Consider the following 14,667-nt stretch of genomic DNA (forward strand, 5'->3'; position numbering starts at 1 on the left):
CTGACCAATCGGTTTACTGCTGCCCCAGCAGCACGTCCACCACCGCGTCCGCGAGCCGGATCGGGTCGAGTGGGTGTGGGACGGCGGCCTCGGCGCGCGACCAGTTGGCGAGCCACGCATCGTCCGGGCGACCGGTCAGCACCACGATGGGCGGACAGTCGTTGACCTCGTCCTTGAGCTGTTTGGCGATGCCCATTCCGCCGGCCGGGGTGGCCTCGCCATCCAGGATCGCCAAATCGATGCCACCCGCGTCGACCGTCTTGATGACCACCGGCGCGGTGGCGACCTCGGTGTAGGTCAGGTCCGGCAGCTTCGGGTGTACGCGTTTGCCGAGCGCCAGCATTACCTGTGCGCGGGTGCGCGCGTTGTCGGAATACACCAGGACATGCAGGGGCACGCGCTCAGGCTACGGCGCTAGGACGTTGGCGTGTCTCGGTTCGGGGTTTTCGCCGTTGGCGGGCAAGGTGATTGCGTCAATCGATCGACGATCTGCGCAAGTCCCGCGAAGCCGGGTGCCGCTGCGATGGCGGTGGCGATCCGCTGGCTCGCGGCCCGGTAGTGCGGCCGGGAGAGGACGTCGTGGATGACTCGCCGCATCGTCCGCGACGACGGCTGTTCGCTGCGGATCCGCCGGCCGACCCTGGACCACGCGACCCGGGCACCGACTTCGGGCTTGTCCTCCTTACCGCCGGTAGCGACGATCGGGACGCCGTGGCGCAATGCGTACTGCACGCCGCCGTACCCGCCGTTGGTGACATACACCGCCGTCCGCGGGAGCAGTTCGTCGTACGGGAGGTAGGTGGCGGCGCGGGCGTTGGCGGGTAGCGGTGGCAGGGTGTCCACGGGCCGGCCGCCGGTGGAGACCACGATGAGCACGTCGTCCTCGGCCAGAGCCTCGAGGGTGGGCGCGATGGCCTGGCTGTAATCGGTGTTCGCGACGGTGCCCTGGGTGACGTGGACGATCGGCCGGCCGCTGTCCAGATCCGCCCACCATTCCGGGAGCGTGCCGGCCGATCCGGACGACGCCAACGGCCCGACGAAGTGCCGGTTCGGCGGCGCGTCGGAGATCGGGTACTCGAACTCGGGCACCGTGAACTGGATCAGCGCGTCGGCCCGGCGTCCCCAGTCCATCATCCCGCCCGGCAGATCCGTACCGTGCAGCGCTCGGTGCTGATCATCGATCGACCGGTAGGCGTGCCGTAGGACGCGACCATTCACCCGGTTGAGCACGGCATTTCGCGGCCGATTGAACACCCGCGCGGGTGGCAGCCCCAGGCCGAAGGGGGCGGCGTCGCGGCTCTCGATGGGCAGTGGCAGTACGGCGCACATCGCGACACCCGGCCGTTCGGAGCGGGGATGGGCGAGCAGGAAGGCAGCGCCGAGGAAGACGGGTTCGGCCAATACGACGTCGGCGGACTTGGTGGTGAGCGCGGCCGTCAGCGCGTCTTACTGGGCCGTGGCGGGCCGGGCAAAGACGTGCTCGACGTCGAACGCGACCGCGTTGATGCCCTTGAGCCGGGCGCGCTCCGGAAAAGCCTGCAAGAAGTTCCGGTCGTCGAAGTCGGCCTCGGAGGGAAGTGGGACGAACGCGGCACCGGTTGCTCGAACGCGGTCGGCGAATCGGGAGCCGGTCAGGAAACGGACGTCGTCGCCGCGGTCGACGAATCTCTCCGCAACGGTCAGGAGCGGTGTGACGTGGCCGTGGGCCGGCACGCTGGCGATGAGTATCGATGACATCTGGCGCCCCCTCGGATCATTTGACCCTGTTCCCGTAGTATTCATTACTATGGCACGGGAATCAATAGCGTTGAGGCGGCCCTATCGGTCTAACCTTCGTGCCCGGCAGGCAGAACAGACCCGGACGCGAATCATCGCGGCCGCCGCCGAACTCTTCGCCGCGGACGGGTACGCGCGCACCACTCTCGCGAAGATCGCCGCCGCGGCGGGAGTGTCGACGGAAACCGTGCAGGGTCAGGGGGCAAAGGCCGCGCTCATGATCGCCGCTGTCGAGTACGTGTCGGTGGGGGTGGCGGGCGAGGAGAGTGTGCTCAATCTCGACCTCGGCCGCCAATTGCTCGCCGCTCCCACCGTTGGCACGGCGCTCGACATCGTGGTCGACGAGCAGACCGCGGCGCACGAACGATCGGCGCGCCTGGCCCAGGCGCTGATCGGGGCCGCCGCCGTCGACTCCGAGCTCGATCGATACCTCGCCGATCTGACCGTGAGCGTCACCGGGCAGTCCCGCCGCATCCTGGAGGTCTACCGCGGACGCGGCTGGCTCAGGACCGATCTACCGTTCGACGAACTCGTCGAGACCACCGCTGCGCTCAGCAGTGTGGACGTCTACCTGCGGATCACTCATCGCGACGGATGGTCGGTCGAGCGGTACCGCGGTTGGCTGCGCCGGATGCTTGCCGAGACAGTTTATGTTGCGGCGCAGGATGATTAGAACAGTGGCTCGATCTCCCGGGGATCGAAGTACTCGTCGATCCGGCTGATCAAGCCATTGGCCGCGACCTGGATCACGATGCACACCCGCATCGCGATCACGGCCCCGTCGGTTCCGGTGGCGTGCAGGATGTGCTGCTGGACGAAGCCGCCCTCGAAGTCGCGGCGGTCGAGCACCTCATAGCGGCGCTGCGTGGTGCGGTCCAGGAACCAGCGGATCACCCGAAGGGCCCGGTCGTGATCGTTGTCGGTCCGGTCGCCGGAATGCCACACGGCGATGTCGTTGTTCCAGAGCTCCTCGACCCTGCCGGCATCGCCCTGCTCCATGGCGGCGAACAATTCGTCTGCGACTTCCATGCTCACTCCTCCGATTCGTAGCCGGGGTGCGCGGCCGCCAACCGATGACCCACCAACACCCGCAGACCCACGACGAGATCGTCGGCGCGGTCGTCGAATTCACCGCGACGGATCGCGCCGGCCAACTCCTCCTCATTGCGAGCTCCGAGCTCATTCAGTGCGGCGGCGACGTCGGCTGCGCCGGTGGACTCGAGTTCGCGCTGCACCATCCGCAGCGCGTTGGCGGCGACGCGGGCGTGGAAGTTGACCTGTCCCTCGGTGTTGGCGCGGACGTCGCCGTCGAGGAAGTCGGCGACGGCGGCGACCAGTTCGGCCGCGGTGGGGCGCCCATGCAGGCCCCAGAGGTCTTCGTCGTGAATTCGGTGCAATTCCCGTCGCTCAGCGACGGTTTCTGCACCGAAATCGCTCAACAGGTTCAGCAGATCCCATTCCGTCTCGCACACCCGCCGGCCGATGGTGGCCAGTTCCACCGACGGGGTCTGGCCGGACAGATGCCGTTCGGCCTGGTAGCGGCAGATGACGCCCCAGCGCAGGGTGGCCAGCGCGAGCCACCAGCGGAACTCGCCGGGGTCGACGTGTGCGCCACCGGCGCGCTCATAGGCCTTCAGGAAGTCCGGAATACCGCCCAGCCCGCCGGCATCCAGTGCCTTGGGCGCGCCGAACCGCCAGGCCCGGATGCAGAACCACGCCAGGTCCTCCCGCGGGTCGCCGGCGTGCACCAGTTCCCAATCCAGCACGGCGGCCAGGCGCGAACCGTCGACGATGAGATTGCCCATCCGGAAGTCGCCGTGCACCAGGGTCGGCGGCAGCGACGGCGGCCGGTTGCGGTCGAGCCAGCGGAACGCCCACTCGAACGTCGCGGTGGTGTCGCCCATGACGTCCAGTTCGGCGCGCCACTGCGCCAGCGAATCCTCTGGTGTCAGGCCGGCACCGGCCGGGTCGGCCCGGTGCACGGCGGCCAGCGCGGCGGCGCACTGGGTCAGCAGAGCCGCCCGACCGTCGCCGTCCAGGCCCCGGTTGATCTTCCGGACAATCGTCTCACCCGCGATCTCGGAGCAGATGAGATACGGATTACCCAGGGGTTCAACCGAATTCGACGCCATCAGGATCTCGGGCACCGGGGCGCCCCGGTCGGCGGCCAGCCGTTGCACCGCCGCTTCGAGTTCCATGCCGGCATGCACCTCGTCGGGAGGCCCGGTGCGCAGGATCAACCGGCGACCGTCCGCGCCGAACGCGTAGGTGGTGCGACTGGCGCCGCCGGTGAGCCGGCGCAGATCGGTGACCTCGGACCCGATCAGGTCGGAAAGTTGTTTCTCCAGACTCATTTCCGGCCGAACTTCAGCATTCGCTGGGCCACCCGGCGGATCTGGATCTCCTCGGCACCCTCGGTGATCCGGTAGCGCCGGTGGTGCCGGTAGATGTGCTCGAACGGTTCGTGCCGGCTGTAGCCGATGCCGCCGTGGATCTGCATCGCCCGGTCGGCGGCCTCGCACACCAATCGGTTGGCCCGGTAGTTGGCCATCGACACCTTGTCGGACACCTCCATGTGGTGATCGCGGTCCAGGTGCCAGGCCGCGTAGTACACCAGTAATCGCACCATCTGGGCCTCGGTCTGCAGTTCGGCCAGTGGCCACTGCACGGCCTGGTTCACCGAGAGCGGTTTGCCGAAAACGACTCGCTGCCCGGCGTATTCGGCCGCCCGGTCGATACAGTACTGGGCAGCGCCCAGGCTGGACGCCGCTTGGCGGATCCGGTTCTCGTGCAGGAACGTCTGCCCGACTTCCAGGCCGTGGTCGACCTCGCCGAGCACCGCATCGGCGGGTACCCGGACATCGGTCAGCGTGACCTCGCCGTGGTCGGACGGCATGTTGAACGTCCACCAGTAGAAGGGCACCTCGAAACCCGGTGTGTCGGTGGGCACCAGGAATGCGGTGATACCCACCGCTGAGCCGTCCTGACCGGAGGTGCGGGCGAACACCAGGTCGTGGGTGGCGCGGTGCACCCCGGTGTTCCAGCGTTTGGCGCCGTTGATCACCCAGCTGTCGCCGTCGCGGACCGCGGTGGTCTCCATCCAGGTGGCGTCGCTGCCGTGGTCGGGTTCGGTCAGCCCGAATGCCATCGAGCGTGTCCCGGTGAGCATCGCCTCGATCCACTCGGCCTTCTGTGCGTCAGTGCCGAACCGGCTCATCATGATGACCTGTGGGAAGTTGCCGACGATCGAGGACTCGTCCTGCAGGTCGTTGTGCAGGCCGAGGCCCTTGTGCGCCAAGTGTTCCCGGATGACGGCCATGTCGAGGTTGGTGCCGCCGCGGCCACCGAACTCCTTCGGCAGCCCGTAGCGCAGCCAGCCCGCCGCATCGGCTCGGCGGCGCATCTCGTCGAGCAGATCCTCCCACTCGCGCCGTGGGATGCCGCCATTGTCCAGATCGGTCCGGGCGAACTCCCGACGCCGGTCGAAGTACTGCATGTGCTCGCGTTCGAGCGGTTTGATCTCGGCCTCGATGAACGCGTCCATCTCGGCCAGCAGACCCGGAAGGTGTTCGGGCAGTGCAAAATCCATGTGCGTCCTAGCTTCCGTAGACGGTTTTCTTCCAAATGGTCGCCAGGGTGCGCACGGCGTCGGCATCCGTGCTCGACACGCCGAGCGCGGCGGCGTCGGGCCGCAGGTACACCGTGGTGAAGTTCTCGAACAGCAGCGAGATGGCCAGGGCGATATGGTCCGGATCCAGGTCAGCGGCATAGCCCTGCTCCTGGGCGCGCAGCACCGAGGCGCGCACGATGTCCATTCCGAATCGGCGGAACTCGTTCTGCACGTCGGCGAATCGCGGTTGCGTCGCCCCGAGCTGCGCGACGGCCACCATGATCCCGAGGTTCTGCTTGAAGATGTTCCAGTAGCCCGTCGCCGCGGCGGTGAAGAAGCCGGTGTCGTCGGGCGACTGGGGCAGTCGGACCGGCAGCCCGGCGAGCACGTCGTGCAGGAACGACTCGGCCAGCACCGCGAGTAGATCTTCCTTGTCATCGAAGTAGCGGTAGAACGACGCCGGCGACTTGCCTGCCGCCGACGTGATGTCACCCAGGGTAGTGCCGTGAAAGCCGCGCTCGGCGAACAGCTTCCGGGCGGCCTGTTCGATGGCCGCCCGGGTCTGCAGACCCTTGCTGGACAGTCCGCGGGTCATCAGAGCTTCCGGTCGCCCGCCCGCAGCAGCGCGCTGGGCAGCTCATGGCCGACGAGCCGCTGGGCCACCCCGGCCGCATCGATCGCGGCCGTCAGGTCGACGTCCACGTCGATGCCGCTGTCGCGCAGGAGATACACCAGATCCTCGGTCGCGATGTTGCCACTGGCGCCCGGGGCGAACGGGCATCCGCCGAGTCCGCCGACCGATGAGTCCAACCGGGTCACTCCGGCCTGCACCGCGGCGTAGGCGCTGGCCAGGCCCGCACCGCGGGTGTTGTGGAAGTGCGCTCCCAGCGGTACGCCGCCGACGATCGGCTGTACCTGCGCGACCAGGGACGTGACGCGACCCGGTGTGGCGGTGCCGATGGTGTCGGCGATCGCGATGCGGTCCACGCCCAGGTCGGTGGCTGCGGCGGCGACGTCGAGCACGCGGGGGGCCGGGGTCGGCCCGTCGAAGGGGCAGTCCCACGCGGTGGCGATGATGACCTCGACGGTGGCGCCGGCGTCGTGCGCGATCCGGGTGACGTCGGCGATGGCGGCGGTAGCCTCCGCGGTGCCGCGGCCGACGTTGGCGCGGCTGTGCGCATCGGCGGCCGACACCACGTACTCGATGGAGTTCAGACCCGCGGAGATCGCGCGCAGGGCGCCATTGGGGCTGGCCACCAGGGCCGAGAACTCCACGCCGTCAAAACGTTTCAGCTCGACGGCCAGATCTTCGGCGTCGGCCAACGCCGGTACCTTCGACGGTGAGACGAATGCGGTGGCCTCCACCTCGCGCACCCCGGTGGCGACGACGGCCTCGAGCAGCTCGATCTTGGCGGCCAGCGAAATGGGCTCCTCGATCTGCAGCCCGTCGCGCAGGCACACCTCGCGGATGGTGACATGGGTCATCTACAGCACCCCCTTGGCTTCGAGGTTCGAGATCTCCGCCGCGGTATGACCGAGCAGCCCGCTGTATACCTCCGCGTTGTGCTGGCCGGGTCGGGCGGATCCCGCGCAGCGGATGGTGCCGGGCGACTCCGAGAGCACCGGAACGACGCCGGGGCCCTTGATGTTTCGCTGCACCCGCTCGTCCCAGTGGTCGGCGATCATGCCGCGCGACAGCAGCTGCGGATCGGTGACCACCTCGGCGACGGTGTTGATCGGGCCGGAAATGACTCCGGCGGCCGACAACGTGTCGATGATCTCCGACGGTACGCGGGCGGCTGCCCAGTCGCCGATGATCTTGTCCAGCTCGTCCTGATTGCGGCCGCGCGCAACGTGATTGACGAACCGCTCGTCGGCCGCGAGTTCCGGCTGGCCCATCGCGGCGCACAACCGGCGGAACACCGTGTCCTGGTTGGCGGCGATCACCACCCAGCTGCCGTCGCGTGACTGGTAGATGTTCGACGGGGCGATGCCCTCCAGCCGGGTGCCCGACGGGCCGCGCACCACGCCGCCGACGTCGTAGTCGGGGATGGTGGATTCCTGGATGGCCAGACACGATTCGGTGAGGGCGGCGTCGACCACCTGGCCCTCGCCGGTGACGGTGCGGCGGTAGAGGGCGGCCAGTGCGCCCTGGGCGGCGAACATGCCGGCCAGACTGTCGCCCAGGGACAGTGCCAGCCGCGGCGGCGGTCCACCGGGGAAGCCGTTCATGTGCCGCAGTCCGCTGGCAGCCTCGGCCACCGAGGCGTAGCCGGCCTTTCCGGCCTCCGGTCCGGTCTGTCCGTAGCCGGACACCCGGACCAGGATGATGCCCCGATTGCGTTCCCGCAGAACGTCGTAACCCAGGTTCCACTTCTCCAGCGTGCCGGGCCGGAAGTTCTCCACGATGATGTCGGAGTGCTCGACCAGCTCCAGGAACAGTTCACGTCCCCGGGGTTCGCGCAGGTTCAGCGTGACGGCCTTCTTGTTGCGGGCGTGCACCGTCCAGAAGAAATGCTCACCGTCGAGTTCGGCCTGCCCCCAGGTGCGCAGCGGGTCGGGCTGACCGGGCGGTTCGATCTTGATGACGTCGGCGCCCATGTCGCCGAGTAGCCGGCCGGCGAACGGGCCGGAGATCAGCGTGCCGACCTCGATCACCCGGATCCCGTCCAAGGGCCCGCTGGTCACTTTTCCCCCGCGAGCAGACGCAAAGGCCCCTGAAATGGCGCCGAAAAGGGGGCCTTCGCGTCTGCTCGCGCATAGAGCGTCACAGGCTGAACCCGTGCCGGTGCAGCCAGTCGGTGCAGATCCCGACCGCCTCGCGCAGCGTGCCACGCTGGTCCGGGCCGGAGTAGTAGTGGTTGGCGCCGTGGATCTCGTGCATCTCCTTGTCCGGATGCCCGATGGCCTCGAACAGCCGGCGGGTGTGGCTCGGGGTGCAGGCGTCGTCGGCCAGATTGCCGATCACCAATGCCGGCACCGCGATGTCCGGTCCGGCCTTGACGGCGTCGCCGTTGGCGTCGTCGTAGCTCCACTGCGAGAGCCAGCTGCGCAGCGTGCAGAACCGGGCCAGCCCGACCGGACTCATGTTGACCACCTGCGGGTCGCCCAGGTAGCAGGTGCCGGGCCGGCGCTCGTTGGGGTCGACGGTCGGATCCAGCCAACGGGGGTCGGCCATGGTGCCGTGCACGACGAACGCGAACTCGTCATCCGGGCGCCCGCTGGCCTTCAGTTGCGCCAGTTTCTCCTTGACCCACTTGGTGATTCGCCGGTTCCGGGCGATCTGCGCCGCCTGGTAGCGCTCCAGGAACTCCGGCGTGTAGGGCGGCTGGTTCGGATTGTCCGGGTTGTAGAGGTCCAGCTCCGGATCACGCTTCGACGGGTCGTTCTCGTCGAGGATCGAGGCGTCCATCCATTCGGTCATGGTGCCGTGCCGGCTGATGTGGGCGGCCAGCAGCATGATGCCGTCGGCGGGAATCAGGTCGAGGGTGGTCAGATCGGGCCCGTCGCCGGACGGACTGGCCGTCACGGTGGGCTTCTGCGCCTGCTGCTGGTAGAACACCGACAGCGAGCCGCCGCCGCTCCAGCCGGCCAGCACCACCTTGTCGTAGCCCAGCCGGTTCTTGGCGTCCTTGATGCATTCGCCCAGGTCCTCGACCACCTTCTCCATCAGCAGCGCCGAATCGGTGCCGCGGAAGCGGCTGTTGCAGTAGATGACGTGGTGACCAGCGCGGGCCAGTGCGTTGATCATCGGCAGGTAGGCGCCACCGCCGATCGGGTGCATGAACACCAGCACGGTGTCGCTGGGCCGGTGCTTCGGCCGCAGGAGGTAGCTCTCCAGCACCACCAGTTCGGCCACACCGCCGTAGACGTCGCGGACCGCTGAGTTGTTCTGATAGGCAACCAGATAGGGGATGCGGTCGTACTCGTGTTTCACGTCAGTGCTGGCCGAGGTCATTGGCGAGAATCTCCTCCGAGGGGATGAGGCGGCGGCGGGTGTCGATGGCGATCACCGACCAGTCCACCCGGTCGTAATCGTCGAATTTGCGCCGTGCGCGTTCCCGGGCCTTCTCCGGCGCACCGTGGTGAACTCCTTGCGGCGCATGGGAAATCAGGCCGGGGGGCATCGGGATGCCGTACAGCGAGCCGCCGTGGAAGAACGCGATCTCGTCGTAGTCGACATTGCGGTGGTACCACGGGGTCCGTTCGGTGCCGGGAACCGATTCGGCCGGCTTGGGCAGGAAGTTCATGATGTACACCCCGGTGGCCTGCATGAACAGGTGCACCGTCGGGGGCAGGTGCACGCTCTCGGAGGTGACGACGGTGTAGTCCTCGATATTGAAGGTGAACGGGAAGTTGTCCCCGCGCCAGCCCTCCACATCCAGTGGATTGTGTTGGTAGAACAAAGATGTGGAGCCCACCCCGTCGATTTCTGAGTGGATCAGCCGAACTTCATATTCGGACCTGCCATCGTCGTCGATGGGCTCCGGCTCGGGGATGGTGACCTGCGCCGGGTCGAACGGGAAGTGCCGGCCCAGCGTCCCGGCCGGGGGCACCCGGAACTCTTCGGTGGCCTGGATCATCAACAGGGTGGATGCTTCGTTCTGACCGGCGGACGGGATCTGCCGCCACGTGCAGGCCTTCGGGATGTACACCCAGTCGCCGGTGCGGTAGTCCAGCGGCCCGAACTCCGTCTCCAACCGGCCCGCCCCCTGATGCACGAAGAACAGCAGATCGCCGTCGACGTAGCGCACGAAGAACGGCATCTCCTCGCTGCGCCGCGACAGCAGCACCAGGCAGTCGGCGTTGGAGAACATCAGCAGCGGGGTGCCCTGCGGGTCGGTCTGATCACTGGGTTTCAGCTCCGAGCCCAGCACGTCGGTGGGGCGCAGGGGGCCGACGGTGCGGTAGGCGGTGGGGTCGTTGCGGCGGTACATGTTCGCCGTACGACCGACGAATCCGCCGCGCCCCAGTTCGTCGTCCTTGAGGCCGTCCAGGTCGGCGTGGACGCGCTTGGGCGTCTTGCCCTTGCGCAGGTGGACGAAGGATTCCATGGCTGACTCCTGAGCGTGAAAAAGTAAAACTGACATTACTTTTATCACTGGACGGGCGTCAACCCCTGTGCGGCTACTGCTTGGCCATCGCGATGTTGAACCGGTCCTCGGGAGTGATCAGGTGGTCGTGACCGTCGTCCCCGACGTCGATCTGGACCCAGTCGATGGTCCCGGTGAAGGCGTTGTCGGTCGGTCCGTAGTCGGGAGACGCCGGTGAGCCGGTATCGCGCCCGACGTCGCAGGCCTCATCGGCCGAGAAGCCCATCGGCTGGGTGCGCTCGGCGCGACCGCTGCCGACCTTCTTGCCGTCGATGTAGAGCGTGATGCCCGCGCCCTTGGCCAACCCGCCCCCGTCGTAGTCGAATTCCATCCGCACCTGATGCTTGCCCGCGGGGATCTTCTTGGTGGCCGAGACGATGAAGTGGTCGATGCCGAGGAAGTTGTAGCAGTACTTCAGCTTGCCCTCGTGTGCGTACAGCGTCCATCCGCCGGCAATGCCGCCCTGGGTCACGATCACGCCGTCGGCGCCGCTCTTGGGCACGTCGACGTTGGCGGTCACCTGATGCGATTTGTTGCGGGTGTTGATGATGCATCCTTCGGCGACCCGCATGCCGGCGAACAGCAACTGGGTATTTCCCTTGACCAGCTGGGGCCGTCCCGCGATATCGGGGTTCACCCGCTCGAAACCGCGGTCGTCCAGCGGGACGACGTTGTACTTGGTTGCCTCGATCAGCCAGAGGCGTTGCAGCTCAGCCAGTTTGGCGGGGTTCTCGGCGGCCAGATCATGGGCCTGGGTCCAGTCGTCGGGGCCGTAGAGCTCCCAGACGTCGTCATCGAACGGTGGGGGAGTGTCGGCCTTCCAGGGGGTGCGGTGTTTGGTCACCGCGGTCCAGCCCTGGAAGTAGATGCCCCGGTTGCCCATCATCTCGAAGTACTGCACCTGATGCGTCTCCGGCGCCTTGGCGTCCTGCAGGCTGGTGAGCATGCTGACACCTTCCAGCGGCGCCTGGGTGATGCCGTTGACCGAATGCGGTGCCGGGATGCCGGCGGCCTCGAGAATCGTCGGCACCACGTCGATGACGTGGTGGAACTGATTGCGGACAGCACCCGTGTCCGCAATTCCGTTGGGCCAGTGCACGATTGTGCCGTTGCGGGTGCCGCCCCAGTGCGACGCCACCTGTTTGGTCCATTGGTAGGGCGCGCACAACGCATGCGCCCAGCCGACTGCGTAATGGTTGTAGGCCGCAGGCGTGCCGAAGTCGTCGATCTTGGACAGCAGGAACTCGGTGGTCTCGATCCCGGGCAGGCCGTTGAGTGTGGTCATCTCGTTGAAGCAGCCGTTGACGGTGCCCTCGGCCGACGCGCCGTTGTCGCCGATGATGTAGAAGACCAAGGTGTCGTCCAGCACGCCGAGGTCGTCGATGGCGTCGAGCACCCGGCCGACCTCATGGTCGGCCTGTTCCATGAATCCGGCGTAGATCTCCATCTGCTTGCGCAGCACCGGTTTGAGATCATCGGGCATGTCATCCCAGGACGGGATCTCGTCGTGGCGCGTGGTCAATTCCGCGTTCTCGGGCACCACGCCGAGCTTCTTCTGGCGCGCCAGGGTCTTCTCCCGCAGGGCATCCCAGCCATCGTCGAACTTCCCGGCGTACTTGTCCGACCACGCCTTGGGCACCTGGTGTGGCGCATGCGTCGCGCCCGGCGCGAAGTACATGAAGAACGGCTTGTCCGGCATCAGCGCCTTCTGCTGGCGCACCCAGGTGATCGCCCGGTCGGCCAGGTCCTCGGTCAGGGTGTAGCCCTCTTCCGGGGTCTTCGGTGGCTCCACCGCGGTGGTGCCCTCGTAGAGGCCGGGGTAGTACTGGCTGGCCTCGCCCCCGACGAAACCGTAGAAGTGCTCGAACCCCGAACCCGTCGGCCACTGGTGGAACGGGCCAACCGGGGAGACCTCCCACAGCGGCACCTCATGACACTTGCCGAACTGGGCTGTGGAGTATCCGTTGAGCCGCAGGGTCTCGGCCACCGGTGCCTTGTCCTTGGGCCGGATGCTGTTGTTGCCGGGCGCCGATGTCGCCATCTCGGTGATGGCACCCATCCCGACCGAATGGTGATTGCGCCCGGTCAGCATGGCCTGACGGGTCGGTGAGCACAGCGCGGTGGTGTGAAATCGATTGAGCTTCAAGCCGTTTGCCGCCAGTCGCTCGGCCACCGGTGTGTTGCACGGACCGCCGAACGCCGATGTTGCGCCGAATCCGACGTCGTCGATCAGCACGATCACCACGTTCGGCGCACCTGCCGGCGGCCGTAGTTCGGTGATCGGCGGGTAGCTGGTGTTGGGATCCTTGGCGTCGTAGGTGGTCAGTCCGACGTGCTTGGGATCGGGGATCGGCAGATGTTCGCGGGCCAGATGTGGTCGGTTCGGCACCGGCTTCGGCGCGGACTTCTTGGCCATGACGTTCGACTCCTCACGTACGCGCGGACGGTTCGCATCGTACTCAGGGCCGCACCATGAGATCGAGGAATCGTTCGCGCTGCGCGGCGGTCAACGGGTGCGGCCGGGCGCCGGCGATCTGGAGGAATCCGATGCCCGCGGCGAAGGTGGTGCGCGCCCGCAACTCGGCGTCCGCAGTGGCGAATCCGAGATCGGTGAAGGCCTGCTGCACCATGTGCACCACACGGCGGTCGGCCGCCTCGACACTGCGTGCGACGTTGTCGTCGGTGCGGGCCCACTCCCGCATCACCCGTTCCAGTTTCCAGTGCTGGGGGGTGACCAGGGTGGCGATCATCTTCGACAACCGTTCCCGGGGCGCCATTTCGGCGATGTGCCGATAGGTCTGGTGCTCCTCACCGCGCTGCTGTGCCCAGGCATCGATCAGCGCGGTGCGGTATGCCGCGATATCGGCGAAGTGCCAGTAGAAGCTGCCCTTGGTGACGCCGAGGCGGGTGCACAACCGGTCGATCTTGAGTGCGCCGAGGCCTTCGTCACCCAGCAGTGCATAGCCGGCCGTGATCCAGTCGTCCACCGACAGTCGCGGCGCGCTCATCAGATCATGGCCGTCGGCGGGATCTTCACCCCGATGCGCAGCGCGCCCGCGAGTTCACGGCTGGTGTCGTAGTCGAAGATGACGTGCCCGGAGAGCACGTCGACATCGCGTTTGGCGCGCTGCAGCGGATTGTCCAGGAAATGGGCGCTGGCGCCGGATGCGTTGAGCAGCAACGCAATGACGTCCTTGGACTCGCGGACGATATGCGCTGCCGACAATCGGCCCCGGGCCCGCATCTCGCGGGAGACCCGATCGCCGGCGCTGACGGTGGCGTCGATCTCGGCGACGGTGTGGGCCAGCAGCCCGTGCAGTGCACGGAGTCGAACCTGCGCTTCGCCCAGATGCGCCTGCGCGATGGGCTTTTCCTTCTGCTTGACGAATTCGTATGCCAGCACCCGTTCCTGCAGGCGTTGCGCGTAGATATCGGTGACCCGTTCGGCGGCACCCAGCGCGGGCATGGCGGCCAGCAGGGCCAGCGCGGGCACCATCGGCCATCGGTAGGTGGTGGCGTCGTGCAGTGCCGCGCCCGGCGCGGTGCCACCGTAGATGTCGGTCACCTTCACCAGCCGGTGTTCCGGCACGAACGCGTCCGTGATGACGACGTCGTTGGATCCCGTCGCGCACATGCCGTCGGTGTGCCAGACGTCGTCGACCTCGATGTCCGAGGCGGGCAGCAGTGCCAACGCGGGGTAGATGGCGTCGTCCGGTCCGCACAGCGCACCCACCATGATCCAGTTGGCGTCCATCACGCCGGTGGCCCACGACCAGCGCCCGGACAGTCGGACGCCACCGGCGGCAGGTAGTCCACGACCGGTGGGCGCCAGCGGTGCCGGGGCCAGGAACGGCCGGGTGGCGAACCCTTCGGCCTGGGCCTCCTCGGGGAACAGCGCCAGCATCCAGTTGTGCAGCGCGTAGAAGCCGATGGTCCAGGCACTCGAGACGCAGCCGTGCGCCATCCGCCGGACCGGGTCGAGGATCTCCGGGAACGGGGCCTGCCGCCCGCCGAAACGGGCCGGGACGAGTAGTTCGGTGAATCCGGATTCGCCCAGTTCGGCGACGGTCTGTGGGGGGAGTCGGCGATGTGTCTCGGCTTCCCGGGCGTTGGCGGCCAGGAGGGCGACGAACTCATCGCTGATGATGCTCATGGCGGAGGACCATACCATACTGTTTGGTATGGGAA

The 14,667-nt window shown here is 67.4% G+C and carries 15 protein-coding genes; 1 reads left to right on the forward strand and 14 read right to left on the reverse strand.

All coding sequences use genetic code 11. The features are described 5' to 3' along the window. Positions 1-13: 13 nt before the first annotated feature. From U0R18_RS19245 to U0R18_RS19255, 3 genes are read right to left on the reverse strand one after another with little or no spacing between them, the layout of a single operon-like run. A complete protein-coding gene (locus tag U0R18_RS19245) occupies positions 14-397 on the reverse strand; it encodes an Rv3143 family two-component system response regulator (protein WP_526371415.1) in 384 nt (127 codons plus the stop codon). 17 nt (positions 398-414) lie between these two features. Continuing rightward, on the reverse strand, positions 415-1,401 hold the full coding sequence (locus U0R18_RS19250) for a glycosyltransferase (RefSeq protein ID WP_526371417.1): 987 nt from the start codon (positions 1,399-1,401) through the stop codon (positions 415-417). Between the two features lie 45 nt (positions 1,402-1,446). Then, positions 1,447-1,737 carry a glycosyltransferase gene (locus tag U0R18_RS19255; RefSeq protein WP_526371419.1) on the reverse strand — a complete coding sequence of 97 codons (291 nt, stop codon included), beginning with the start codon at positions 1,735-1,737 and terminating at the stop codon, positions 1,447-1,449. A 70-nt stretch (positions 1,738-1,807) separates the two neighbouring features. Between U0R18_RS19255 and U0R18_RS19260 the strand changes: the two genes are divergently transcribed. Further along, positions 1,808-2,449, forward strand: a complete 642-nt coding sequence (locus tag U0R18_RS19260) for a TetR/AcrR family transcriptional regulator (protein ID WP_526371421.1) — start codon at positions 1,808-1,810, stop codon at positions 2,447-2,449. Here the strand turns inward: U0R18_RS19260 and U0R18_RS19265 are convergent. The 11 genes from U0R18_RS19265 to U0R18_RS19315 all read right to left on the reverse strand — a co-directional run bounded on the left by U0R18_RS19265 (position 2,446) and on the right by U0R18_RS19315 (position 14,632). Continuing rightward, positions 2,446-2,805 carry a nuclear transport factor 2 family protein gene (locus U0R18_RS19265; protein WP_526371423.1) on the reverse strand — a complete coding sequence of 120 codons (360 nt, stop codon included), beginning with the start codon at positions 2,803-2,805 and terminating at the stop codon, positions 2,446-2,448. The genes U0R18_RS19260 and U0R18_RS19265 overlap by 4 nt on opposite strands. A gap of 2 nt (positions 2,806-2,807) precedes the next feature. After that, entirely contained in the window at positions 2,808-4,130 is a 1,323-nt protein-coding gene (locus tag U0R18_RS19270) for a phosphotransferase family protein (RefSeq protein WP_526371425.1), read from the reverse strand. Next, positions 4,127-5,365 carry an acyl-CoA dehydrogenase family protein gene (locus U0R18_RS19275; protein WP_526371427.1) on the reverse strand — a complete coding sequence of 413 codons (1,239 nt, stop codon included), beginning with the start codon at positions 5,363-5,365 and terminating at the stop codon, positions 4,127-4,129. The genes U0R18_RS19270 and U0R18_RS19275 overlap by 4 nt, the downstream gene beginning before the upstream one ends. Positions 5,366-5,372: 7 nt before the next feature. Beyond that, positions 5,373-5,981, reverse strand: a complete 609-nt coding sequence (locus U0R18_RS19280; protein WP_526371429.1) for a TetR/AcrR family transcriptional regulator — start codon at positions 5,979-5,981, stop codon at positions 5,373-5,375. Further along, a complete protein-coding gene (locus tag U0R18_RS19285) occupies positions 5,981-6,871 on the reverse strand; it encodes a hydroxymethylglutaryl-CoA lyase (RefSeq protein ID WP_526371431.1) in 891 nt (296 codons plus the stop codon). Before U0R18_RS19285 ends, U0R18_RS19280 begins: the two co-directional genes overlap by 1 nt. Beyond that, entirely contained in the window at positions 6,872-8,074 is a 1,203-nt protein-coding gene (locus U0R18_RS19290; RefSeq protein ID WP_526371433.1) for a CaiB/BaiF CoA transferase family protein, read from the reverse strand. Positions 8,075-8,153: 79 nt separating this feature from the next. Continuing rightward, positions 8,154-9,344, reverse strand: a complete 1,191-nt coding sequence (locus U0R18_RS19295; RefSeq protein WP_526371435.1) for an alpha/beta hydrolase family protein — start codon at positions 9,342-9,344, stop codon at positions 8,154-8,156. Next, positions 9,325-10,440, reverse strand: coding sequence for a homogentisate 1,2-dioxygenase (locus tag U0R18_RS19300; RefSeq protein WP_526371437.1), 1,116 nt, complete (start codon positions 10,438-10,440; stop codon positions 9,325-9,327). Before U0R18_RS19300 ends, U0R18_RS19295 begins: the two co-directional genes overlap by 20 nt. Before the next feature lie 73 nt (positions 10,441-10,513). Further along, positions 10,514-12,895, reverse strand: a complete 2,382-nt coding sequence (locus U0R18_RS19305; RefSeq protein WP_526371439.1) for an arylsulfatase — start codon at positions 12,893-12,895, stop codon at positions 10,514-10,516. A 43-nt stretch (positions 12,896-12,938) separates the two neighbouring features. Next, the gene (locus tag U0R18_RS19310; RefSeq protein ID WP_526371441.1) at positions 12,939-13,487 is read right to left on the reverse strand and encodes a TetR/AcrR family transcriptional regulator; all 549 of its coding nucleotides are present in this window, start codon (positions 13,485-13,487) and stop codon (positions 12,939-12,941) included. Then, complete coding sequence (locus U0R18_RS19315; protein ID WP_526371443.1) at positions 13,487-14,632, reverse strand: acyl-CoA dehydrogenase family protein; 1,146 nt, start codon at positions 14,630-14,632, stop codon at positions 13,487-13,489. The genes U0R18_RS19310 and U0R18_RS19315 overlap by 1 nt, the downstream gene beginning before the upstream one ends. Positions 14,633-14,667: the final 35 nt, after the last annotated feature.

The organism is Mycobacterium sp. (assembly GCF_046330795.1).
Taxonomy (GTDB): Bacteria; Actinomycetota; Actinomycetes; order Mycobacteriales; family Mycobacteriaceae; genus Mycobacterium.